Source organism: Streptomyces sp. AA4, from assembly GCF_000158875.1.
GTDB lineage: Bacteria > Actinomycetota > Actinomycetes > Mycobacteriales > Pseudonocardiaceae > Amycolatopsis.
This window is the reverse complement of record NZ_GG657746.1, coordinates 5524003-5546510: the sequence shown is the minus strand read 5'-3', so window position 1 is coordinate 5546510 and position 22508 is coordinate 5524003. Positions and strand designations below refer to the sequence as shown.

Sequence of the window (22508 nt, the reverse complement as noted above, 5' to 3'; positions counted from 1 at the left end):
GCTGGTGAAACAGTGCGGAGGTCAACGCCTCGGTAGCGGCGCGCGCGGCTGAAGCGGTGTCGCCGTCGAAGGTGTCGAGCAGGGTTTGCCAGCGCCAGGGGCCGACGCGGAGACCGCGAGTTTGCCTTCCCGGTGGGCGCGTTCGACGATGCTGCTCAGCAGGGCGCGCCGCCGTCAGCAGTTCGTCTCGGCTGGAGAAGTGGTGGTAGAGGGTCCGCAGTGCGACACCGACAGCCGCGCCTTGTTCGTCGAACTCAAGGAGGGTGGGTCCGGACCGACACGGAGGTGCTGGGGCCGATCGGTCCCGCGGTGGAGTGAGAATCGGGTTCTGCGCCGCCGTGTTCGGGCTGGGTGTGGTGCCGGGAAAGGGGATCCGAGCTGATATTCGCGTCAGCAAATACCTCCGTGTCGTTTCGGCGGATCCGGGTTTACGTTCGGGCGATGGCGAATGAATTGACCATTCCGCTCCTGCCCTGTCGCTCCATCGACGACGTCGCGCCGTTCTACGAGATGCTCGGTTTCGAGATCACCTCGCGGCAGGCGCGGCCGTACTCACACCTCGCCGTGCGGCGGGAGGACATCAATCTGCACTTCTTCGGGATGGACGGCTACGACCCGGCGCAGTCTTACAGCACGTGCCTGGTCATCGTGCCGGACGTCAACGAACTGTTCGAGGCCTTCGCGGCCGGGATGCGGTCCGGGCACGGGAAACTGCTCGTCTCCGGCATTCCGCGGATGACCAGGCCGCGGCTGCGCAACGACCGGTACACCGGGTTCACCGTCGTCGATCCGGGCGGCAACTGGATCCGGATCAACCAGGCCGCCAAGGAACCGGAAGCGCGGACGAAACTCGCGAAGGCACTGGAGAACGCTGCGCGGCAGGCGGATTCGCACGGCGACGAACGCCAGGGACTGAAGATCCTGGAAGGCGCGCTGAAGCGGGCGACCGGCGACGAACCGGAGTTCCAGGCGGTGCGGGAGTTCCGCGACGAACTCGTCGAACGGATCAAGGGGGACTGAGCCGCCGCGGTTGACCTCTACCATGGTCGAGGTTCGAGAATCGCGATCATGACACTATGGATCTGTGCCCGCTGCGGCATCGAGCAGCCTGGCTTCCCGGAGCCGCCGCACTGTGTGCTGGACCGCGGGGAGGTCGGGATCGAGGAGCGCGGGGACCTGGGCCCGCACTCCGGGAACTGGCGGACGCACGAACAGCTCGCCGCCGAACCGCACACGGTGCGGCAGCGCGACCACGGCCGCGGGGTGCACAGCTTGCGGCGGGAACCGGTGGTGGGGATCGGGCAGTGGTCGTTCGTCGTGCGGACCCCGCGGGGGAACGTGCTGTGGGATCCGCCGACCACGATCGAATCGGATACGCTCGCCGCGGTCCGGGCGCTCGGCGAGGTCGCCGCGGTGGCGACGAGCCATCCACACATGTTCGCCGCCCAGGTCAGCTGGAGCCACGCGTTCGGGCGGATTCCGGTGCTGGTCAACGCGGCGGGCCGGGAATGGCTGGGCCGCACCGACCCGGTGCTGGAGTTCTGGACGGTGCACGCCGAACCGGTGCCCGGCGTCGAACTGATCGAGGTCGGCGGTCACATGCTGGGCAGTTCGGTGCTGCGCACGCCAGACGGCACGATCCTCTCCGGCGACACGATCAGCGGCGGACTGGCCCCGGACTGGGTCTCGTTCCAGCGCAATTTCCCGAAGCACATCCCGCTGTCCGCCGCGGTGGTCCGGCGCATCGTGGACCGGCTGGACGGCTGGTCCTACGACCGGCTGTACACCCTCGGCGGCGACACGATCGACGGGGATGCGCGGGCTGTCGTGCATCGTTCGGCGGAGGCGCACATTCGTTGGGTGAGCGGGGAATTCGACCATCTGACCTGAGCGGCGGCCTCAAGTCCGGCAGATGAGGCGGCCCCGGTGACCGGTGCCGGGACCGAGATGCCGACGGCTCGGCCATCTCACCCAGGAATGGCTTGCGGACCGGGATGCTCCGCAGGCGCGCACTGGCATTACCAACAGGAACGCGATCCGCACGCCGCCGTCCGGAAAGCGCCCTTCCGGGACGAGCTACCCGACGAACTGACGGAGCTCACCGGGCCGAGCAAACGCTCAGCCCAGCTCTCAGGCAGGCACGTGCGCCCGGGCGAGCCGGCGGCGGCGGTGGGCGGCCATCCGGACCGGGGCGTCCGTCCAGCCGTAGCCGTCGTGGTCGCCGAGGCGTTGGACCAGTGCCAGGAATACCCGGCCGCCGAGTACTTCGGTGCAGACCTGCAGGTAGTCGCCTTCGGGGGTGCGTTCGTGGAGCACTCCGAGGTCCCGGTACGCGGCCAGCTGGTCCGCGGGCAGGTCGAGGCGGGCGTCGAGGTCGGCGTAGTAGTTGTCCGGGACGGCCAGCAGGGGAGCGCCGGCGGCGCGGGCGGCTCGGGCCGCGGCGAGGAGGTCGTCTACGGCTAGGGCGATGTACTGCGGTTCGGACACGCCGGGTGCCCATTCTCCGCGCCGCAGCAGGGAAACCGTGAGCGCGAGCCGGAGTTTGCGGTGCGGGTCGGCGACTGCTCGGCTGCGGACCAGGCCGAACGGGGCGGCGAACTCGCCGGCCGCGGCGGGTTCCAGGCCGAGCACGGTGCGGTAGAACAGCGCCGCTTCGTCGAAGTGGTCGAAGGGCTGGGCGAGTCCGATGTGGTCGATGCCGGTGATGCCGATGCCGTCGGCGGTTTCGCCGGTGGCTACGAAATCGCCGGTCCAGTCGTCTTCGTTTCCGGTGCGGCAGAAGAACAACGCGGTCCCGTCCGGTGCGGTGACCGCGGCGAGGTCCGCTTCGGTGGGGCCGCGTTCCCGGGGCAGGCGCTTCGCATCGAGCCGGACGGCCCGGCGCGCGGCGGCCGCGGGGTCGGCGGATTCGACGGCGAGAGCGGCGACGGCCGCCGGGCCGCCGGAGCGGTTGACGAGGATCCGCGCCGGGCCTTGTTCCCAGCGTTCCACGGGTTTGGTGCGGTGGATGCCGGTGCGCGCGAAACCGAGCGCGGACAGCACCGGGGCCAGGGAAGCGTCGGCGGAGAGTTCGACGAACGCCGGGCCGCGGACTTCCGGCGCGGGCTGAGCGACGGGGTCTGCAGCCGCGGTCGCTTCGGCCAGCGCCAGCAGGGACCGGTGCGCGTCGATCGCGGCGCGCTCGGGATCGGCTTGGCGGAAGACGTCGTTGAACACCTCGAGCGACAGCGGCCCGGCGTATCCGGCGGCGAGCACGGGGGCGAGGAAGCCGGGAGGAAGAAAGCGCCCTGACCGGGGAAGAGCCGGTGGTGCCGGCTCCACTGCAGCACGTCCATCGACAGGTGCGGCGCGTCGGCGAGCTGCAGGAAGAACAGCTTGTCCCCGGGGATGTCCGCGATGGCAGCGGGGTCCGAGCCGCGCGAGAGGATGTGGAAGCTGTCCAGGCACAGGCCGAGCGCCGGGTGGTCCGCGCGGCGCACGGCTTCCCAGGAACGGTCGTAAGTGGACACTTCTTTGCCCCAAGCCAGTGCCTCGTAAGCGATCCGCAGCCCGCGGGCGCCGGCTCGTTCGCCGAGCGTGTGCAGCTGCTCGGCGAGGCGGTCGAGGTCGGCGACCGCGTCGTCGGCCACCGACGAGCAGACCAGCACGGTGTCCGCGCCGAGTTCTTCCATGAGGTCGAATTTGCGTTCCGCGCGGCGCAGGTTCGCCGCGAACCGGTCCGGATCGGTGGAGTCCAGGTCGCGGAAGGGCTGGTACAGGTCGATCGACAGGCCGAGGTCCGCGCAGCGCAGCCGGACCTCGCCGGGCGGCAGGGGAGAGGCGACGAGGTCGGGTTCGAAGATCTCGACGCCGTCGAATCCGGCGGACGCGGCGGCGGCGAGTTTGTCGTCGAGCGTTCCGGAGAGGCAGACGGTGGCGATTCCGGTGCGGAGTTCACGCGACACGGGTGGTGCCTCCTGTCGTTTCGGCGCCGACCAGTTCGGTGAGGTGGCGCAGCATGCGGGCGGGGTCCGGTTCGCGGCCGCAGAACAGTTTCAGCGCCGCGGCGGCTTGGTGCACCGCCATCCGGCCGCCGTCGAGGGTGCGGCAGCCGAGCGCGCGGGCGGCGCGCAGCAGCGGGGTCTCCATCGGCCGGTAGACGATCTCGGCGACCCAGAGTTCCTTGCGCAGCAACGAGATCGGCAGCGGCAGTCCCGGATGCTCGGCCATGCCGACGGGGGTCGCGTGCACCAGTCCGTCGGCTTCGGAAAGCTCCCGTTCCAGAACGCCCCCGGCCCACGCCCGGCCGGGTCCGAACCGCGCGGTGAGGTCGTCGGCGAGCCGGACCGCGCGGGTGAGGTCGGTGTCGAGCACGGCGAGCGATTCGGCGCCGAGCGTCAGCAGCGCGTGTGCGGCGGCCGCGCCCGCCCCGCCCGCGCCCAGCAGCACGACGCGGCGGAGCGGCGCCTCGGGCAGACCGGCGACGAAACCGTCGCGGAACCCGGACCAGTCGGTGTTGTGCCCGACCGCGCGGCGGCCCTCGAAGACGACGGTGTTGACCGCGCCGATCGCCGCCGCGTCCGGCGACAGCTCGTCCAGGTGCGGGATGACCAGCTGTTTGCACGGATGCGTCACGTTGACCCCGGCCAGGCCCTCCGCGCGGGCCTGGGCGAGCAGCTCTCCGACGGCGGCGGCCGGAACGCCGAGGACGTCGAGGTCGAACCGGGTGTAGGTGCACTCCAGGCCGAGCGCCCGGGCCTCGCGCTCGTGCAGCGCGGGGGAGAGCGACGGGCCGATCCCGGTCCCGACGAGGCCGGTCAGCAGGCGGCCGGACGGGGTGCGGTCGGGGGACATGGCACGGCTCCTCGGGGTCGGCGAATCCGATCAATGCACGCTGGCAATGAATGTACTAGTTAGTTACTTGTACCGTGTCGGCGCGCGAAAGGGAAGCGGCGGGCGGATATCCTCGGCGGCGTGAGCCGAGCAGCGAGGACGATCCCGTGAGCGCCGAACCCTCCGACGCGCCGGAGCGGCAGCGGGACGCCGAACGCACCCGCGCCGAGATTCTCGACGTCGCGACCGAGGAGTTCTCCGACCGCGGCTACGACGGCGCCCGGGTCGACGAGATCGCCGCCCGCACCCGGACCACCAAGCGGATGATCTACTACTACTTCGGCAGCAAGGAAGGCCTGTACGTCGCCGTCCTGGAGCGCGCCTACCAGGGCATCCGCGCCCTGGAGCAGCAGCTCGACGTCGACCACCTCGACCCGGCGCGCGCCATGCGGGCGCTGGCCGAGCTGACCTTCGACCACCACGAATCGCATCCCGCGTTCATCCGGCTGGTCGGCATCGAGAACATCCACCACGCCGAGCACCTGCGGACCTCCCCGATCCTGCCCGGTCTCGCCGCGCCCGCGATCGACGTGCTCGCCGGCATTCTCGAACGCGGCCGCGCCGCCGGATTGTTCCGCGACGACGTCGACGCGCTCGACGTGCACATGATGATCAGCGCGTTCTGCGTGTTCCGGACCGCGAACCAGCACACCTTCCAGGTCATTTTCGACCGCGACCTGCTGGATCCTTCCCGTCGCGACCACTACCGGCGGATGCTGGGAGACCTGGTTCTCGAGTACCTGACCGCGCACGTCGGGCGGGCCTGACCGGACCGGATCGCGGCGAAGGGCTTGACACGCCCGCGGCGGCTAACTCACTATCCGGTACATAAACCAGCCGGGACCTTCCGGCCGGACGGACCCGTCGACCGCCGCCGCGGTCATCAAGGAGGCTGACGTGGACGACGCTGTCCCGCGCCAGGAGCACGATCCCGCATCGCCGGACGCCGCCCGCCGCACCCCGCGCCAGGCCGCCGTGTCGTCGTGGATCGGCAGCGCGCTCGAGTACTACGACTTCTTCATCTACGGCACCGCCGCGGCGCTGATCTTCCCGAAGGTCTTCTTCCCGGCGGGCAACGCCGCGACCGCGACCATCGCCTCGCTCGCCACCTTCGGGGTCGCCTACGTCGCGCGTCCCGTCGGTTCGTTCATCCTCGGGCATCTCGGCGACACGCTGGGCCGCAAGCGCGTGCTGCTGCTGACGCTGCTCGGCATGGGCGCCGCAACCTTCCTGATCGGCGTGCTGCCCGGGTACGGTACGATCGGGGTCGCCGCGCCGATCCTGCTGGTCGCGCTGCGGCTCGTGCAGGGGCTCGCGGTCGCCGGAGAACAGTCCAGCGCCGGGTCCGCCACGCTGGAGCACGCGCCGCCCGGACGGCGCGCCTATTTCACGAGTTTCACCTTGGCGGGCACGCAGTTCGGCCTGATCCTGGCGACCGCGGTGTTCCTCCCGCTGTCCTCGATGCCGACCTCCGCGCTGCTGTCCTGGGGCTGGCGGATCCCGTTCCTGCTCAGCGCCCTGGTCACGGTCGCCGGCTGGTGGATCCGGCGGTCGCTGCAGGAAAGCCCGGAGTTCTCCGCCGCGCGCGAGCAGAACGCCGTCCCCAAGGCCCCGCTTCTGGTGCTCCTGCGGCACCACACCCCGGACGTGCTCAAGATCGTGGTGAGCGCGCTGATTTCGGTCACCAGCACGATCGTCAGCATCTACTCGCTCACCTACGGGGTGTCGACGATCGGCCTGCCCCGCAGCGCGATGCTGTGGATGATCATGCTGAGCAACGTGGTCGCGCTGGCGGCCATTCCGTTGTGGGGCAAGGCAGGCGACCGCTTCGGCCGCAAGCCGGTCTTCGCCGTCGCCGCGCTGGGCGTCGCGGTGCTGATCTGGCCGTTCATCTGGGCGGTCAGCCAGGCGAACATCGCGCTGGTGTTCGTGCTCGGGATCCTGCTGTCGGGCGTCGTGTACAGCGCCTACGGCGGGGTCGGCTACGCGCTGTGGACCGAGCAGTTCGGCACCAAGGTGCGGATGTCCGGGGTCGCCGTCGGCACGCAACTGGGCTTCGCGCTCGGCGGTTTCGCCCCGACCATCGCCGCCGCGCTCGCCGGAGCCGACCTGAAGAACTGGCTGCCGGTCGCCGGACTGACCGCCGGAGCAGCGGTGGCGGCGGGGCTCGCGGTGCTGACGATGCGCGAGACCTACCGGGTGCCGTTGGCAGAGCTGGGGAAGCGGGCGCCGCGCGAGGTGGGGGAGAGCAGCACCGTGGCTGCGTGACGCGTTCGAGAGGAAGGGCGAGGAGTCTCCGCAGGAAGACTCCTCGCCCTTCGCGCACTCGCAGCTCGCCATCACCCGCGGTTGAACGCCCAGCTCGAACGGCCATTTCGGACGGCGAAGCAACGGACTCCGCCCTGTCTCGTCCTAAAAGACATGCGGATCATGGCGGAGCAGGTATCGAACGCGCCGGCGGGTGCGGCATGAGAAGCGCCGAGGCTCGATACCGCGCGCTGGTGCGCGTGCTTCCGGCGTGGTACCGCGCCGAACGCGGCGACGAGATGGTCGGCACCCTGCTCGACCTGCACGAAGAGCGGGACCGCGCGGCGCTCTGGGGTGAACTGCGGGCGTTGCTGGCACTGGGCCTGCGCACCCGGCTGGCGGCCCGGGCGGCCCCCGCGCGCACGGTCGCCTTCGGGGATCTCGTGCGGCACGTTTCGCTGCTCGGCCTGCTCTGGGGCGTGCTCAGATCCGCCTGCGACGTGGGTTACACGCTCTGGATGCTGGTCGCCTTTTCCGGCCCGTACCCCGGCGCCTTCCACTCGGCGCTGGTGTCCGGCCTGAGCCGGGACCTGGTCCTGCTGGCAGTCGCGCTGATCCCGCTCGTGCTGCTGGTGGACGGGTGGCGGCGGACGGCGCGGATCGCCGCCGGGGCGATCCTGGCGGCGGGCGCGCTCTGGTTCCTGGTCCGGCATTCGTTCGATCCCGGCGCGGCCGGGTACTTCGCTCCGCAATGGCTCCCGCTGGTACTCGTGCTGGCGGGCTTCCACGTCGACGCCCCTTCGCCGCCATCGCGACCGTGGTGGCGGATCATCGGCGGCAGCCTCGTGCTCGCTCCCGTGCTCGCGCTCAGGTTCGGCCTGCCGGGCGATCTCGGCTGGTTCGCCGGGCTGTCTCCGCTCGTCTGGCTGTGCGCGCTCGCCGGAGCCGGATATCTGCTGGTCCGGCCCCGCACCGGGCCGCGTCCGGCGTGGACGCTCGCGCTGGCCGTGGGCATCGGGCTGGCGGTCACTCATTATGTGGTGCGGAAAAACGGGATCCTTCCGTTCGACGTCGTTGTGCTCGCGCAGGTCTGCTGTGCCGGGGCGATCGTCGTGGCGCTGGCTGTCGTCGGGATTCGCGATTACCGCCGAGCGGTCGCGAATTAGCGCTCCGAAATCACCGGTCCAGCGCGATTTCGACGCCCAGTCCCTTGGCCGCGACGTGCCTCAGCACCAGCGCCGCCGTCGCGATGTCCTGCACTGCCACGCCGACCGAGTTGAACAGGGTGATCTCGGTTCTTCCGGTGCGCCCGGGGCAGACCCCGGCGAGCACCTCGCCCAGTTCGGTTTCGAGCTGCTGCTCGCTGATCGCCCCCTCGCGCAGCGCGGTGATCGCGGCACCCGATTCGGTCAGCGCGGTATGCCTGCTGTCCACGACGACGCGAGCGCGGCGCAGGCATTCCGCGTCGATTTCGCGGTGGTGCGGGCGGGGCGGCGCGCCGACCACGTTCAGGTGCTGGCCCGGCCGCAGCCACGCTCCCCGGACGATCGGGTCCACCGCCGGGGTGAGCGTGCACACCACGTCGGCGGCTTGAACCGCTTCGACAGGCGTCTCGGCCACGCAGATTTCGCGACCGGAACCGGCCATCTCGTCCCGGAACGCTTGTGCGGTCGCGGGATCGCGGCTCCAGACCACCACCGTCCGGATCGGACGGACGACCGCGATGGCTTCCAGGTGCGCGCGGGCCAGCGCCCCGGCTCCGATCAGGCCGAGCACTGAACTGTCCGGATTGGACAGTGCCCGGGTCGCTACCGCGGAGGCGGCCGCCGTGCGGAAGCGGGTGAGCACCGCGCCGTCCAGCAGGGCTTCCGGGCGGCCGGTCGCGGTGTCGACCAGGATGATCGACGACTGCTGGCGCGGCCTGCCGGACTCCGGGTTGCCCGGCAGGTCGGCCAGCAGCTTGACGCCCCCGGCGCCGTCCACGGTGGCCGTCATCGGCACGAGGAGACCGTCGTTGCCGGGAATCGGCGCGCAGGCGCGACCGGGCTGGGTGGCCCCGCCGAGCACCAATTGCCGATGCGCGTGCTCGACGGCCTCGATCACCTCGCGCAGGTCGAGGACCGCCTCGACGTCCGAACGCGTCACGATGCGCACGATGTCCGCCTCACCGTTCTCCGGTCGCCGCGGCGCTCGCGGGCTGGACCGGTTTCCTGGCCGGGGAAAGGATTTCGCGAGCGCGGCGCACGATCGGGATCTCGTGGTCGACCGGTTTGCCCGCGTACAGCGCGGACAGGCCCGCCGCGACGGCGGCGTTCACCGCGGCCGCGATCAGCCCGCTGTTGACCACCCCGCCGACCGGAGCGTGGCTGAAGAACAGGAACGCGACGGTGGCGCAGCCCGCGACCAGCCCGGCGGCCAGCGGGACTGCCCGCAGCTTCCGGAAGAACAGGACGCCGAGCCAGGCCGGGACCAGTTGCGCGGTCAGCGACAGCGCGAGGTTGAGGAACGTCAGCATGATCGAGGACGCGAACGTGGTCAGCGCCGCGGTGCCGACCAGGAACGCCGCCATGATCGGCTTGAGCCTGCGCTGCGCGGCCGGTTGCGCGCGCTTCGGCAGGATGTTGCGCGTGAGCACGCCGCTGAACATCAGCGCGTTGCCCGCCAGCACCAGCACCCCGGCCAGCCCGGCTCCCGCCGCGACCAGGCCCACGACCCAGTCCGGCGCGAGTTCGCGGGTCACCTCGAGAAAGACCGAATCGGCGTTGTGCAGGCCGGGTTTCGTCCGCAGCCCGTAGTAGGCGGCGAACACCAGCAGCGGGTACATCAGCATGTACAGCGGCATCCAGATCACGGACTTCTTGACCCCGGCCTCGGACCGCGCGGAGAACAGGAACTGCGCGGGCAGCGTGAGGTAGAACTGCAGGGACTGCAGGAAAATCGTGGTCATCGCGAAGACCAGGCCGGTGCCGCTGACCGTGGCCAGACTCGGCGTCGTCTCGACGACGGCGAAGACGCCCGGGACGCCCTTCGCCGCGATCACCGCCGCGAGACCGGCGAGCACGATGCCCAGCAGCATGAAGACGTCCTTGACGATCGCCACGAACGCGGTCGAGCGCATGCCCGACGCGGCGACGTAGACGAACGCGATGACCCCGGCCCCGACGATCGCCTCGAACCGGGTGACCGGGACGCCCAGTCCGGAAAGGACGGTCTGCAGCCCGATGAACTGGAAGATCGCCCACGGCACCAGCGCCAGCACGAACGACACCGCGGTGAGCCGTTCCAGCAGCCGGTTGCGGTAGTGGCCGTACATCACGTCGGCGACGGTGACCGCGTCGTACGCCTTGCCCGCGCGCCACACCAGCGGGGCCAGGAAATAGCCGAGGACGTAGCCCGCCAGGATGTAGCCGATGAACCAGATCCCGTAGGACGCGCCCTTGGCGTAGATGCCGCCGGGGAAGCCGAGCATGGTGCCGATGCTGTAGATCTCGCCCACGGCGAGGAAGAAGATCAGGCGGCTCGGCAGCGACCGGCCGGCGACCAGCGTGGCGACGGCGCCCTTGCCCGTTCCGCCTCGGCGGGCGGCCAGCGCCACCCCGATCGACAACGCGACGACGACAGCGAATACGGCCGCGATCATTCTTCCCCGCCTTCCACTCGCCGGTACTGCGCGCGGTCGAAGAAGCGCCACGACGCCCACAGGCACAGCGTCGTCAGCGGGAGCCAGGCGAACAGCCACGCGAACACCAGTGGTATGCCGAATACGGTGACCGTGCTCTGGCTGCAGAGCGGCACGCCGACGAAAATCGCCACGCCGGGCAGGCCGAGTGCGAGCACGAGGGACCAGCGACTTCCGATCATGCGACCTCCTGAAGCCGGGGACGGCTCCACCGGGGCGACCGCGGCCGGACCGGTGCTCCCGGCTCGGGCGGCGGTGCCCTGGCGGTAATTTGGTATACCAGAAGACGGTAGGAGGGCGCAGGGCGTTGCGACAGGTCCAGTTGTGAGCTGGATCTCAGTGCCAGTTGTGCTCGCGTCGAGGTCTGCCGGCCGGAGGCTGCGGTGCGGTTCGCGGATTCCGGGGCGACGGACCCGTGGCCGATCTCGTCGCCGCGGGTCAGCGCGAAGGGGGTTCGGCCGGGCGGCTGCTCGTTCCGCCGCGGGCGGACGGCCGGAGCCCGTCCATCAGCAGGTCCAGGAGGCGGCCCGCCAGCGCTTGGTGCTCTGCGGAACCGGCCACGGTGAAGATGCCGATGAGGGCGGCGGCGATGTCCTCGGCGGGGACGTCCGCGCGGAGTTCGCCGCTCGTGCGACCGGCTTCGAGGAGGCCGTCGATGGCCGAGAGCAGTTCGGTCCGGGTGTGGGCGTGGGCGATCTCTCCGGATTCGACCATGGCCAGCAGCGTGTCGAGCATGCCGTTCTTGGTCGCGATCCAGTCTCCGAACAGGTCCATCCAGCGGCGCAGCGCGGCGGCCGGGCCGAGGCGGGCGAGGAGGTCCCGGGCGCCGGTGGTGAGGCGCGAGACCTGGTCCTGGTAGACCGCGTCGACCAGGGACTCCCGGGTGGGGAAGTGCCGGTAGAGGGTGGCGATGCCGACTCCGGCCTCGGCGGCGATCGCGCGCATGGACGGCTCGGTCGCGGCCGAGGCGAACATCCGCGTCGCCACGTCCAGCAGGTGCTGCCGGTTGCGGGTCGCGTCTGCGCGCGGGGTCTTCGCGGCGGCCAAAACGGATCACGCTCCACTTGTGCTAGCTTCGAGAGAGGATAAACGGAGCATAGTCCGTTTGCGACTCTTCCAGGAGTGACATGAGCGGGAAAGAAACGAGCCGGGCGGTGCGGTTCGAGGCGTTCGGCGGGCCGGAGGCCTTGCGCGTCCGCGAGGTGCCGGCGCCGCAGGCCGGTCCGGGGCAGCTTCGCGTGCGGGTGGCCGCGGCGGGGCTGAATCCGATGGACTGGTTCATGACCTCGGACGCGGAGACGGCCGCGCGGTTCGGGCTGAGCCTGCCGTGCGGGTTCGGCACCGACTACGCCGGGACCGTCGACCAGGTCGGCGACGGAGTGACCGAGTTCGCGGTCGGAGACCGGGTGTTCGGCGGGGCGCTGTCGCGGGCGGTCGCCGACTACGTCGTGGTGGACGTGGCGGGGACAATCGCGGGGGGCGGCGACGCGCACCGGACCCCGGACGGCCTCGACGACCGCACGGCGGCGACCCTTCCGATCGCGGGCTGCACGGCGGCCGCGGCGTTGGCGGTGGTCGACCCGGGGCCGGGCGACACGGTGCTGATCGGTGGCGCGGGCGGCGGGGTCGGCGTGTTCGCTGTCCAGCTGGCCCGGCTCGCGGGCGCGCGAGTGATCGGGACGGGGTCGGCGAGCTCGGCCGAGGCCCTGCGCGCGTTGGGGGCGGAACCGGTCGCGTATGGCGAGGGCCTGGTCGACCGGGTCCGCGCGCTGGCTCCCGCCGGGGTCACCGCGGCCATGGACCTGCACGGGACGGAGACCGCGCACGCGGCGCGCGAACTCGGCGTGCCGGACGGCCGCATCACCACGATCGCCGGCCAGATCGACGGGATCACCCCGGCGAACGGAGCCAACGCGGCCCCGGGTTCGCTGGAGGAGATCGCCGGGCTGGTCGCGGCGGGACGGCTGCGGGTGCCGATCGCCGCGACCTTTCCGGTCGAGGAGATCCGGGCGGCGGTCGAGCTTCAGTCGGGGCGGCATGTGCACGGGAAGGTGGTCATCGACCTTTAGGCGGCCGGGGTGTCCCGCAGCCACGGGTAACGGCCGGCGTCCGCGTCGCCGTAGTCCGGGTCGAGGTAGATGTGCAGGCGCTGGATCCGGCCGTCGCGGATTTCGAACACGTTGCAGAAGCGGCCGCCCAAGCCTTCGGTCGCTCGCCATGGGGTGCCGTCGGCGAGGACGCCGTGGGTGATGCCTTCGACGACGACGTAATCGCCTTGCTGGACATAGTTGAAGTACGGCACCTCGTGCACGATCGAGGAGAACAGCACGAAGATGTCCGCGAACAGCTGCTTGATTTCGGCGATGCCGCGCGCGGGCCGGTGCTTCGGGAAGTAGACGTAGGCGTGGTCGGCGAAGAGGCCGAGGAAGTCCTCTCCCGCGTCCATCTGCTTGAAATACGTTTCGGCGATCGCCTTGCGGTCGACGGTGACTTCGTTGTGCACCATGGCATTCCCTTCGGAGTTATCGAGCCAGCACCTGGCGGAGGACGTCGCGCAGCGTCGCGGCGGGATCGGCGGCGAGATCGGCGCTGCGCCAGGCGATGTGGTGATCCGGGCGGACGAGCAGGCAACCGCGTTCGCTGATTTCGCGGACGCGTTCCCACTCGCCGAGCGGGTCGAGGTAGTCGCAGCCGAGGCCGATCTGCCGGACGGCCAGTTCGATCCCGAACTCGGTGGCGAGCTTGCCCGCCGCGTCCAGCCAGTCCTGTCCGCCGATGCCGGTGAGCACGGTGAACCGGCCGTGGCCGGTGATGTCCACAGTGGACACTGGAGTTCCGGCGTGTTCCAGCCACGCGTGCGGCAGCCGGGCGCCGGGATGGGTGGTGGCCTCGTAGTACAGCTCCGGGTCGCGGGCGGGGGCCGGCCAGGGCGTTCCGTCGGACGCGACCGCGGCCGAGGCGTAGCGCTGACCGAGTTCGACGCCGTGCGCGTTGAACTGGTAGTTCTGCAGTTCGACCGCTCGGCGCAGTTCGGCGCGGCGGGCCTGGCCTTCGGGCGTGTCCGCGGCGAGCCCGGCGAGGCTGCGCCAGCCCGCCTCGGCGCTCTGGCCGGGACGGAAGCCGAACGCCTGCGAAATCGGCCGCATGTTCTCGACGCTGCGCATCGCGCGGTCGACCACCTGCTTGCCGACCGGCTGCCGTTCCGCGTCGTAGGTGTCCAGCAGCGCTTCCCCGGCCTCGCCGCGGAGCACGGACGCGAGCTTCCACGCCAGGTTGAACGCGTCCTGCACCGAGGTGTTCGTGCCGAGCCCGTTCGCGGGCGGATGCCGGTGCGCGGCGTCCCCTGCGAGGAAAACCCGGCCGCGCCGGTAGGAACGGGCGACCAGGTGGTTGATCTGCCATTCGCTGACGGCCTTGATCCGGACCTCGACGTCCGGGTCGCCGATGATGGTCGACGCCCGTTCGCGAACCGCGGCGGGGGAGAGGTCGGGCTCGCCGTCGGCCGGGTCGTACATGAAGAGCATGACCCATTCGGTCCACGGTGTGACGCAGATGAACGTGCCCGAACCGACCCAATAATCGTTGCCCGGCTGGCACATCCAGTACAGCGTTCCCGGGCGGTGCGCGGTGTAGCGGGTGAGATCGGCTTCCAGCCACACGTTCGCGGCCCGTCCGAGCCCGGACTCGCCGTCGAACTCGAAGCCGAGCTGGCCGGCCACCGTGCTGCGGCCGCCGTCCGCGGCGATCACGTATCGCGCGACGATTTCTTGCTCGGCACCGGTTTCCCGGTCGACGACCACCGCGTGGACGGCTTCCGGCGTCTGCGAGATGCGTACGAGTTCGGTCGAGAACCGGAGGTCGGCGCCGTGCCGCTCGGCTCCGTCGCGCAGCACCGGTTCGAGGATGTGCTGCGGGATGTTGCACATCGCGCTGGGGCTGGCGGCGACGTAGTCAGCGTGCCGCGCGGTGCCGCTGCCCCAGGTTTTGAGCCGCGCCAGTTCCTGTCCGGCGAAGCTGGTCGCCCAGACGTTGTCGCCCATCAACGCGTTGGGCACCGCGACTTTCCGGACGGCGTCCTCGAGACCGAGGTCGCGGAAGACTTCCATGGTGCGCTGGTTGGTGATGTGGGCTCGCGGGGAATGCGCGGTGCCCGGGTATTTCGTGATCGTGACGGCGCGGACGCCCTGCGCGGCGAGCAGAGCGGACGCGGTCAGGCCGGCGGGACCGGCCCCGACGACGAGTACATCGGTTTCGCAAGCGGGCATGACGGATCGACCTCCTGGGGCGCGCCCAGTCAGCGGGAAGGAAGGGAGACGGCCGGGTCAGCCGGCCTGGTGCGCGCCGGTCATCAGCGCGGCGAGATCCTCGGGGTGCAGGAACGACGGCGGGGGCGGCGGGCCCCAGCTGAACAGGCCCTTGGCGCCTTCCAGCGTCTCCGGCGTCCAGAGCTGGTCGTCGAGGATGCTGTCCATGTCGGAGTAGTACTCGGAGAAGTTCCCGGCCGGATCCTTGAGGTACCAGAAGAAATTCGACCCGGCGTGGTGCCGTCCGAGGCCCCACACGTGCCGTTCCGGATGGTCCTCGAGCATCGCGGTCGCGCCGCGTCCGACCTCGTCGACGTCCTCGACCTGCCACGACGTGTGGTGCAGGAAGGCGACCGGCGCGGCGAGCGCGAGGACGTTGTGGTGGTCGGTGGAGCAGCGCAGGAAAGCGCCGTGCCCCTTGATCGCGTCGCTGGTCTTGAAACCCAGCCCGGCGGTGAAGAACTGGATGGTGCGCTCGTGGTCGGGGGAGCCGACGACGACGTGGCCGAGCTTGCGCGGACGCACCGGCCCGGTGCGCAGCACGCCGGGCGCCCGCGTGCTCGTGCGCTCCAGCCTGCCGGGGCCGTTGTACGGCGTGGGCGGTTCGGGATCCTGGTGCAGCCGTTCGGCGATCCGCACGACCACCTGGAACCCGGTGACCGGTTCGCGGGTGACCAGCGCGTCGCCGGCGATCTCCGCCGGAATGTCCAAAGAGGACAGCCGGCGGCGGATGCGGGCGAGGTCGTCCGGGTCGTCCGCGCCGACGCTGAGTTCCATCAGCTGCCGTCGCGGCGCGTGGACGATCTTCAGCTGACGGCCGCCGTCGCGGGTGCGGAACCAGCCGTCGGCGTCCTCGGCGAGCCCGAAGTCCCGGTAGTAGCGGGCGGTCGCGGCGACGTCGGGCACGCCGACGACGAGCGAGTTCAACCGGTGCAATGCCATTGTCCAGCCCTTTCCGCTAAGCGGCGACCATCCGCTGCCGCAGTTCGCCGATGCCGTGGACGTAGCTGACGAGCTGGTCGCCCGCCTGGAGCCAGCGCTGCGGCGTGCGGCCCATGCCGACGCCGGACGGCGTGCCGGTGAAGACGACGTCGCCGGGCAGGAGCGGGGTCACCGCGGACAGCCGGGCGATCAGCGCGGGCACCGGGAACACCATCTGCGAGGTGCGGCCCTTCTGCACCTGCTCGCCGTTGACGAGGGCGCCGAGTTCGAGGTCGTCGCGATCGGGCAGTTCGTCCGGCGACACGACCACCGGGCCGAGCGGGCCGAAACCCGGGTAGGACTTGGCGAGACTGAACTGCGGGGCGGGACCGGCCAGTTGCAGCCGCCGTTCGGAGATGTCCTGCCCGACGGTCAGCCCGGCGACGTAGTCCCAAGCCTCATCCTCGGCGACCCGGTCCGCGTGCTTGCCGACGACCGCGACGAGTTCGACCTCCCAGTCGACGTTCCCGCCCTCCGGGAGAACGACGTCGCCGTACGGGCCGGTGAGGCAGGTCGGGAATTTGGTGAACACCGGAGGGGTCTCGGGCACGGCGAACGACGATTCGGCCGCGTGGTCGGCGTAGTTGAGTCCGATCGCGAACACCTGGCGCGGCGCCGGGATCGGATTGCCCAGCTGGTCGTCGCGCACCGGCCGTTCGAGCGCGTGGCCTTCGCCGAGCGTCGCGGCGAACTCGGACAGTTCCGCCCAGCGCTCGTAGGCCTGCTGGACGTCCGGGCCGAACCGCCCGCCGCTGGCCTCGGCCGCGTCCACCGCCTTTCCCGGTGCGGTGACCAGGGCCAGTCGTCCGTCCACAGTGGCGACTTTCATGCGGGGCTCCTTCGCGTCCGGCTTCGGTGCCCTCCAGTTGTACTCGCCCAGATTCGATGAGGCAATAAACTTTCGAAAGTTGCTCTCGGATTCGTATCCGCTAGAGTGGGTGGCATGGCAGGGGACGTGACGCGCGCGGAGGGTGTCTACCAGCAGCTCCGGGCGGACATCCTGGGCGGCCGGATGGTCCCCGGGCAGCGGCTCAAGTTCCCCGAACTGTGCGAGCGGTACGCGACGAGCGTCGGCGCGGCCCGCGAGGCGCTCACCCGGCTGACCGCGGAGGGGCTGGTGAAGACCAGGCCGCACCTCGGGTACACGGTCACGCCGCTGTCGCACGAGGATCTCGCGGACCTGACCAAGGCGCGCCTGGAGATCGAATCGCTGGTGCTGCGGCTGTCGATCCTGGAGGGCGACGTGCAGTGGGAGGCCCGCGCGGTGGCCGCGCACCACCTGCTCGAACGGACCCCGTTCACCGACCCCGCCGACCCGGACCGCCCGGCCGACGCCTGGGTCGCCGCGCACGCGGATTTCCACCTGGCCCTGTTCGACGGTTGCCGCAATCGCCGGCTGGTCGCCACGGCGCGTGGTCTGCGCGAGGAGGCGGAGTTGTACCGGCAGTGGTCGGTTTCGTTCGGCCAGGAGGAGGATCGGGATCTTCCGGCGGAGCACAGGGCGATTCTCGAAGCGGCGCTGGCCCGTGACGCGGATTTGGCGGCGGAGCGGCTTCGGGACCATATCGCGCACACGGCGCAGCTGTTGATCAGCTGCGCCGAGGACGAGCCCAACCGGCCGTAGAACTGGTTGTCCCGCAAGGGATTCCGGACAGCCTTCGCTTCTGGTCAGACAGCGGCCGGGGTGAAGTTCTCCCGGTGGATCCGGCGCGGCGCCATCCGGCGGCGCTTGAACGCTTTCACCCCGGCCTCGACCATCGGCGGCGGTCCGCAGAGCCAGCCCGACCAGCCGCGGGCGCTGGGGACGTCTTCGAGGAACCGGTCGGTCGGGAAACCGGTGCGGTGCGTGCCGTCGGGCTCGTCGGACAGTACCGGGAGGAACGAGAATCCCGGGTAGCTGCCGGCGAGGTCGGCCATCAGGTCGAGGTCGTAGAGGTCGGCCGCCCCGCGGACTCCGTGGTACAGCAGCACTTTCCGGGCCGGGTCCCGGCGGAGCGCGGTGCGGGCGAGGCCGATCAGCGGGGCGAGGCCGGTCCCGCCGCCGATGAGCGCCATCGGGCCGCCGTCGTCCTCGTCGGGCGGGGGCAGGAAGAAGTCGCCGAGCGGGCCGGTGACCTGGACCTGGTCCCCGACGGCGAGTCCGGCGAAGATCCACTGTTCGGTCGCCGCTCCGCCGGGCACCAGGCGGACGTGCAGTTCCAGGACTTTGTCCTCGTCGGCGGTGTTGACCAGCGAGTACTGGCGGCGCACGCCGGCGCCGGGCACGGTCAGCTCGACGTATTGGCCCGCGTGGAACGCCAGCGGTTCCGGCAGGCCGAGCCGCAGCCGCCGGGTGTCGCGGGCGATGTCCCGGATTTCCCGGACGGTCGCGGCGAGGTCGCGCAGCGGGTGCGTGGCCCGGCCGCCGCCCGTGGTTTCGACGACGACGTCCGAGCGGAGCCGGGCCTGGCAGGCCAGCGCGAGGCCCGCCGCCCGCTCGTCCTCGGTCAGGGTGTCGGCGGGGGAGTCGCGGTGGTCGACGGCGCCGTCGACCACCCGCAGCTTGCAGGTGCCGCAGGTGCCCTGGTTGCAGGAGTTCGGCATCCAGACGCCGGCGCGGAGGAACGCGTCGAGCATCGGCTGGTCGTCCTCGCACAGCACTTCCCGGCCGCCGACGGTCGCGGTGAACGGCATGTCAAGCCTCCCAGGCGACGTGCAGCGACGTCGGGCCGCGGAAGCCCCAGCCCCAGAATTCGACGTCCGCGGAGGTGTCCCGTTCGAGGTTCGGGATCGACTCGAACAGCTCCTCCAGCGCGATCCGCATGACGTGGTTGGCGAAGTAGATCCCGGCGCAGGCGTGGTTCCCGGCGCCGAAAGCCAGGTGCGGCAGCGGCGGACGGTGCAGGTCGTAGCGGGTCGGGGCCTCGTAGACGCCGGTGTCGTGGTTGGCCGAGCCGTAGGACAGGATCACCGGCGTGCCCGCGGGCAGGTCGACCCCGGCGACGGTGACCGGTTTGGTCGAGATCCGCGCGGTGGCCGACCAGATCGGCGACGTCCACCGCATTCCCTCGGAGATCGCGCGGGGGATCAGCGCCGGGTCGTCCACCACCTGTTCGAGCTGGTCGGGTTCGCTGAACAGCCCCGCCAGCGTCGAGGCCATGCCGTGGCCGGGTTCCTGCATCGCGCCGAGCAGGTACACGTAGATGGTCGGGTAGATGTACTCGCGGTCGCGGGTCTTGCCCGGCGGCATCCCGTCGTGCAGCCAGTGCGAGATCGCGGTGTCGGCGGGTTCGGCGATCCACTGGTCGATCAGCGGGTCGACCGTCGCCTGGATCTCGGCCTTCGCCTCGTCGCCCTGGACGAACCCCTCCGGATTGGCGAACTCGCCGTCCTCGGTCATGGCCGCGTTGGTGAAGGACCGGCTCAGTTTCGCGAACCATTCGCGCAGTTTGTCCGAGCTGACGCCGTTCAGGCCGAGCAGATCGCCGAGCGAGCGGACGCTGACCGGTTCGCAGTACTGGGAGACGAGTTCCGCGCGGCCGTCGTTCTCGAACTTCTCGAGGTAGCCGCGGGCGATCGGGCGGACGAGGCCGTCGATCCACCGGTCGACCTCGACCGGCTGGAGGGCGGGTTCGACCATCGAGCGCAGGTCGGCGTGGATGTCGCCGTTGACCCCGATGATCGCCGGATGGCCGAAGGTGCGGCCGCCGGCCGGGGTGATGACGGCTTCGAAGTCGGGGCTGGCGGCGATCTCGCGGCAGATCTCCGCGGTCGTCGCGACGTGCGAGCCGAGCACCGGCACGTACGCCAGCGGGGCCTCGCGGCGCAGCCGTTCGTAGGGCTCGTACGGATTGCGCTCCAGCTGGGCCATGGTGATGTCGCCGATCCAGGAAAGGTCCGGGACGGTGGTGCTGTTCGTCGTCATTGACGCGGCCTCCTTCGTGCGGGTCGGGGAGAAGGTAGAGCCGCGCGGGCCGGGCCCACGACACGCGAAGCGCGGATCCGGTACGCATTGCGCGACGAATCCGGCGCGTCGCCGCTGATCAGCTAGCATGCGTCCATGTCCGCACGCCGGGGTGCGGCGCCGCGGGACTGGGAGCGAGTCTCGAAGTCGGTGGCCGACGCCTACTTTCCGCACCAGCTGACGCCGCTGCGCGCCGGCCGCGAACCGCGGCTGACCCTGCGGACGCTGGACCTCGGCCCGGTGCTGATCGGGTACGTCGGGTGGGGAGCCGACGTCGAGATCGCCTGCGACTACCCGTCCGCCTACGAGGTCAACCTGCCCCTGACCGGCCACCTCGCCAGCCGCGGCAGGCACGGCCCGGTGACGTCGGTGCCCGGGCAGGCGACGGTCTTCCGGGCCGACACCCCGTCGCTGATCACCCACTGGGACGCGACGTGCACGGTGCTGGGCGTCAAATTCGACCGGGACTGGCTGGACCGCGAGGCCGAGCGGGTCGTCGGCGCCGTCCGGGCGGCCGGCGCGCTCCCGGACCAGCTGCCGCTCGAACACGGCCCGGCGCGCGACTGGCGGCATCTCGTGGCCGGGCTTTCGTCGCAGATGCGCGACGGCGCGTTGTTCGTCGACCAGCCGATCGTCCGGGAACAGCTGGCCGGAGCGGTCGCGGCGGGGTTTCTGCTGGCTGGCTGCCCGGAACCGGGCCGCGTCCCGGCGCCGCGGCCGCGGGCGATCACGCGGGTGGCGGAGGCCGTCCGCGCCGACCCGGCCCGAGCCTGGACGGCGGCGGAGATGGCGGCGGTTGCCGGGACTACGGTCCGCCGGTTGCAGGAGAGTTTCCGGGAGTGGGTGGGGTGCACGCCCACCGAGCATCTCGTCGGGGTGCGGTTGCAGCATGCCCGGGCGGATCTTGAGGAACGCCCGGAATTGTCGGTGAGCGAGATCGCGGCGCGGTGGGGGTTTTCCAGCGCCAGCCGGTTTGCTGCGGCGTTTCGGAAGCGGTATGGGGAGTCGCCCTCGCGGGTTCGGTGAGTTCTCTGGCTCCGCGTGCGAGCGCGAGTTGCGAGGGCTGGTCGGTCAGGAAAGCCGTTTCTTTTTCCAGTAATCCGTGAGGCAAGCCGCGAAGGCACCGGTCAGTCCGATGGTCGCGTAGGAAATTGCTTCGTTGTCCGGGAAAATGATCTCCAGGACGACGCCCGCGACGAGCAGGGCGCCGAGGGCGGCTGCCTCGGACTTGTGCCCGCTCCTCTCCGTCCTCGGTCTTTCTTTCTCGTGATTCGCCTCAGCCGGACGGGTTCGACGCCGCTTCCGGCCGCAGAGCGCGGAGATGAAGGGCACGGCGAGGATGCCCAGCGAGAGCCCGATGATGATCGCGATGCCGATCGGCTCCGCGTAGGGCTCCAGCAACTGAAGCACGAATGCCCAGGCGACCCACCCGACCGCCAGGAGAAGAAACCGCGCTGAAGGGCCGCGCCCTCGGCGTCTCTCGGGGGGAACCACCGGTGCCGGATTGCCCTTTTTCCGTGCGCTCAAACCTTGATCCGCGCCCGCGGGCAGGCAGAGCCGCACAGCGCGCGAGCGACCCATGCCGGTGAGACAGTGGCCGGGTGTTCGACACTTTCTCGGAATGGGACATCCCCGTCCACGAATCAGTCGCCATCCACGGGCGCAGCGGGGGAGAAGGACCGCCCGTGGTGTTGTTGCACGGGCATCCTCGGACGCATACCACCTGGTACCGGGTGGCCCCGGCGCTTGCCCAGGCCGGGTTTGCGGTCGTGTGTCCCGACTTGCGCGGGTACGGCCGGTCGTCCAAACCCGAGCCCGACGAAAAGCACGAGGTCTACTGCGACCGCGCGATGGCAGCCGACGTCGTGGCGTTGATGCACCGCCTCGGCCACCGCCGATTCGCTGTCGTGGGCCACGATCGCGGCAGCTACGTCGCTTATCGGACCGCGCTGGACCATCCCGATTTCGTGTCTCGCCTAGGCGTCTTGGACAGCGTGCCGATCCTCGAAGCGCTCGAACGCGCGGGCGCCGAGTTCGCCACGGCGTGGTGGCACTGGTTTTTCCTCGGCGCCTCCCCGCACGCGGAGCGGGTGATCACGGCCGATCCCCTTGCCTGGTACCACCCGGACGAACAAGCCATGGGGCACGAGAACCACCGGGACCTGGTCCGCGCGGTCACGAATCCGGCCACGGTACGGGCGATGCTGGAGGATTACCGCGCGGGGCTGACCGTCGATAGGGCTCATGACGAGGCGGATCGGGCGGCTCGGCGGCGCATCGCCTGCCCGACTCTGGTCGCCTGGTCCGCGCGGGACGACATGGAGGAGCTTTACGGCGACCCGGTCGCGGTCTGGCGTTCCTGGGTCAGCGGCGAGCTGACCTCCGCCCGCATCGACTCCGGGCACCACATGGCCGAGGAAAATCCCGGCCAGCTCGCCGAAACGCTCGTCCGGTTCCTCGGCTGACTTCCGCCGTTCGGGTG

At 70.8% G+C, this 22508-nt stretch carries 22 protein-coding genes and 1 pseudogene; 9 read left to right on the top strand and 14 right to left on the bottom strand.

Translation table 11 applies throughout. From position 1 onward, the window contains the following. Positions 1-441 precede the first annotated feature (441 nt). Together SSMG_RS25350 and SSMG_RS25345 are read left to right on the top strand one after the other, a co-directional pair. Positions 442-1020, top strand: coding sequence for a hypothetical protein (locus SSMG_RS25350; RefSeq protein WP_037714807.1), 579 nt, complete (start codon positions 442-444; stop codon positions 1018-1020). A gap of 48 nt (positions 1021-1068) precedes the next feature. Continuing rightward, positions 1069-1890: a hypothetical protein gene (locus SSMG_RS25345; RefSeq protein ID WP_009080730.1), complete on the top strand. Its 822-nt coding sequence runs from the start codon at positions 1069-1071 to the stop codon at positions 1888-1890. Between the two features lie 240 nt (positions 1891-2130). Here SSMG_RS25345 and SSMG_RS47745 read toward each other — a convergent pair whose 3' ends face one another. The 3 genes and pseudogenes from SSMG_RS47745 to SSMG_RS25335 form a co-directional block, all read right to left on the bottom strand. After that, positions 2131-3255 (bottom strand): VOC family protein, encoded by a 1125-nt coding sequence (locus SSMG_RS47745; RefSeq protein WP_353611771.1) that lies wholly within the window; start codon positions 3253-3255, stop codon positions 2131-2133. Between the two features lie 83 nt (positions 3256-3338). After that, positions 3339-3944, bottom strand: a pseudogene (locus SSMG_RS47740) (sugar phosphate isomerase/epimerase family protein); the annotation flags it as partial. Continuing rightward, complete coding sequence (locus SSMG_RS25335) at positions 3934-4833, bottom strand: shikimate dehydrogenase (protein ID WP_009080725.1); 900 nt, start codon at positions 4831-4833, stop codon at positions 3934-3936. The pseudogene SSMG_RS47740 and the gene SSMG_RS25335, both read right to left, overlap by 11 nt. 146 nt (positions 4834-4979) lie before the next feature. On the opposite strand from SSMG_RS25335, the gene SSMG_RS25330 reads away from it, so the two are divergent. From SSMG_RS25330 to SSMG_RS25320, 3 genes are all read left to right on the top strand, one after another. Continuing rightward, positions 4980-5639, top strand: a complete 660-nt coding sequence (locus SSMG_RS25330) for a TetR/AcrR family transcriptional regulator (RefSeq protein ID WP_009080723.1) — start codon at positions 4980-4982, stop codon at positions 5637-5639. 130 nt (positions 5640-5769) lie between these two features. Further along, positions 5770-7140: an MFS transporter gene (locus SSMG_RS25325; RefSeq protein WP_009080721.1), complete on the top strand. Its 1371-nt coding sequence runs from the start codon at positions 5770-5772 to the stop codon at positions 7138-7140. 200 nt (positions 7141-7340) lie between these two features. Further along, positions 7341-8285: a hypothetical protein gene (locus SSMG_RS25320; protein ID WP_009080719.1), complete on the top strand. Its 945-nt coding sequence runs from the start codon at positions 7341-7343 to the stop codon at positions 8283-8285. Between the two features lie 10 nt (positions 8286-8295). On the opposite strand, the gene SSMG_RS25315 is transcribed toward SSMG_RS25320, so the two are convergent. The 4 genes from SSMG_RS25315 to SSMG_RS25300 form a co-directional block, all read right to left on the bottom strand. Then, a complete protein-coding gene (locus tag SSMG_RS25315; protein ID WP_199841090.1) occupies positions 8296-9264 on the bottom strand; it encodes an ornithine cyclodeaminase family protein in 969 nt (322 codons plus the stop codon). A gap of 19 nt (positions 9265-9283) precedes the next feature. Beyond that, positions 9284-10759: a sodium:solute symporter gene (locus SSMG_RS25310; RefSeq protein WP_009080715.1), complete on the bottom strand. Its 1476-nt coding sequence runs from the start codon at positions 10757-10759 to the stop codon at positions 9284-9286. Continuing rightward, entirely contained in the window at positions 10756-10980 is a 225-nt protein-coding gene (locus tag SSMG_RS25305; RefSeq protein WP_037714803.1) for a DUF3311 domain-containing protein, read from the bottom strand. The genes SSMG_RS25310 and SSMG_RS25305 overlap by 4 nt, the downstream gene beginning before the upstream one ends. A gap of 256 nt (positions 10981-11236) precedes the next feature. Then, entirely contained in the window at positions 11237-11845 is a 609-nt protein-coding gene (locus tag SSMG_RS25300; protein ID WP_009080711.1) for a TetR/AcrR family transcriptional regulator, read from the bottom strand. Positions 11846-11925: 80 nt separating this feature from the next. On the opposite strand from SSMG_RS25300, the gene SSMG_RS25295 reads away from it, so the two are divergent. Beyond that, positions 11926-12867 carry an NADP-dependent oxidoreductase gene (locus SSMG_RS25295; protein ID WP_009080708.1) on the top strand — a complete coding sequence of 314 codons (942 nt, stop codon included), beginning with the start codon at positions 11926-11928 and terminating at the stop codon, positions 12865-12867. On the opposite strand, the gene SSMG_RS25290 is transcribed toward SSMG_RS25295, so the two are convergent. From SSMG_RS25290 to SSMG_RS25275, 4 genes are read right to left on the bottom strand one after another with little or no spacing between them, the layout of a single operon-like run. Beyond that, the gene (locus tag SSMG_RS25290) at positions 12864-13304 is read right to left on the bottom strand and encodes a nuclear transport factor 2 family protein (protein WP_009080707.1); all 441 of its coding nucleotides are present in this window, start codon (positions 13302-13304) and stop codon (positions 12864-12866) included. The two genes, SSMG_RS25295 and SSMG_RS25290, sit on opposite strands and share 4 nt — an antisense overlap. A gap of 16 nt (positions 13305-13320) precedes the next feature. After that, positions 13321-15063 (bottom strand): FAD-dependent monooxygenase, encoded by a 1743-nt coding sequence (locus SSMG_RS25285; RefSeq protein WP_037714801.1) that lies wholly within the window; start codon positions 15061-15063, stop codon positions 13321-13323. A 57-nt stretch (positions 15064-15120) separates the two neighbouring features. Beyond that, entirely contained in the window at positions 15121-16044 is a 924-nt protein-coding gene (locus tag SSMG_RS25280) for a VOC family protein (protein WP_009080702.1), read from the bottom strand. Positions 16045-16060: 16 nt separating this feature from the next. Further along, positions 16061-16912 carry a fumarylacetoacetate hydrolase family protein gene (locus tag SSMG_RS25275; RefSeq protein ID WP_037714799.1) on the bottom strand — a complete coding sequence of 284 codons (852 nt, stop codon included), beginning with the start codon at positions 16910-16912 and terminating at the stop codon, positions 16061-16063. Positions 16913-17026: 114 nt separating this feature from the next. Between SSMG_RS25275 and SSMG_RS25270 the strand changes: the two genes are divergently transcribed. Next, positions 17027-17707: a GntR family transcriptional regulator gene (locus SSMG_RS25270; RefSeq protein ID WP_037714797.1), complete on the top strand. Its 681-nt coding sequence runs from the start codon at positions 17027-17029 to the stop codon at positions 17705-17707. 44 nt (positions 17708-17751) lie between these two features. Here SSMG_RS25270 and SSMG_RS25265 read toward each other — a convergent pair whose 3' ends face one another. Further along, the gene (locus SSMG_RS25265; protein ID WP_009080697.1) at positions 17752-18756 is read right to left on the bottom strand and encodes an FAD-binding oxidoreductase; all 1005 of its coding nucleotides are present in this window, start codon (positions 18754-18756) and stop codon (positions 17752-17754) included. 1 nt (position 18757) lies between these two features. Further along, positions 18758-19987: a cytochrome P450 gene (locus SSMG_RS25260; RefSeq protein ID WP_009080695.1), complete on the bottom strand. Its 1230-nt coding sequence runs from the start codon at positions 19985-19987 to the stop codon at positions 18758-18760. Positions 19988-20122: 135 nt separating this feature from the next. Between SSMG_RS25260 and SSMG_RS25255 the strand changes: the two genes are divergently transcribed. Further along, entirely contained in the window at positions 20123-21052 is a 930-nt protein-coding gene (locus SSMG_RS25255) for an AraC family transcriptional regulator (RefSeq protein WP_009080693.1), read from the top strand. 45 nt (positions 21053-21097) lie between these two features. Here SSMG_RS25255 and SSMG_RS25250 read toward each other — a convergent pair whose 3' ends face one another. Then, entirely contained in the window at positions 21098-21436 is a 339-nt protein-coding gene (locus tag SSMG_RS25250; RefSeq protein ID WP_009080691.1) for a hypothetical protein, read from the bottom strand. A gap of 191 nt (positions 21437-21627) precedes the next feature. Here SSMG_RS25250 and SSMG_RS25245 point away from each other — a divergent pair, with 191 nt between their 5' ends. Continuing rightward, a complete protein-coding gene (locus tag SSMG_RS25245) occupies positions 21628-22491 on the top strand; it encodes an alpha/beta fold hydrolase (protein ID WP_009080689.1) in 864 nt (287 codons plus the stop codon). Positions 22492-22508: the final 17 nt, after the last annotated feature.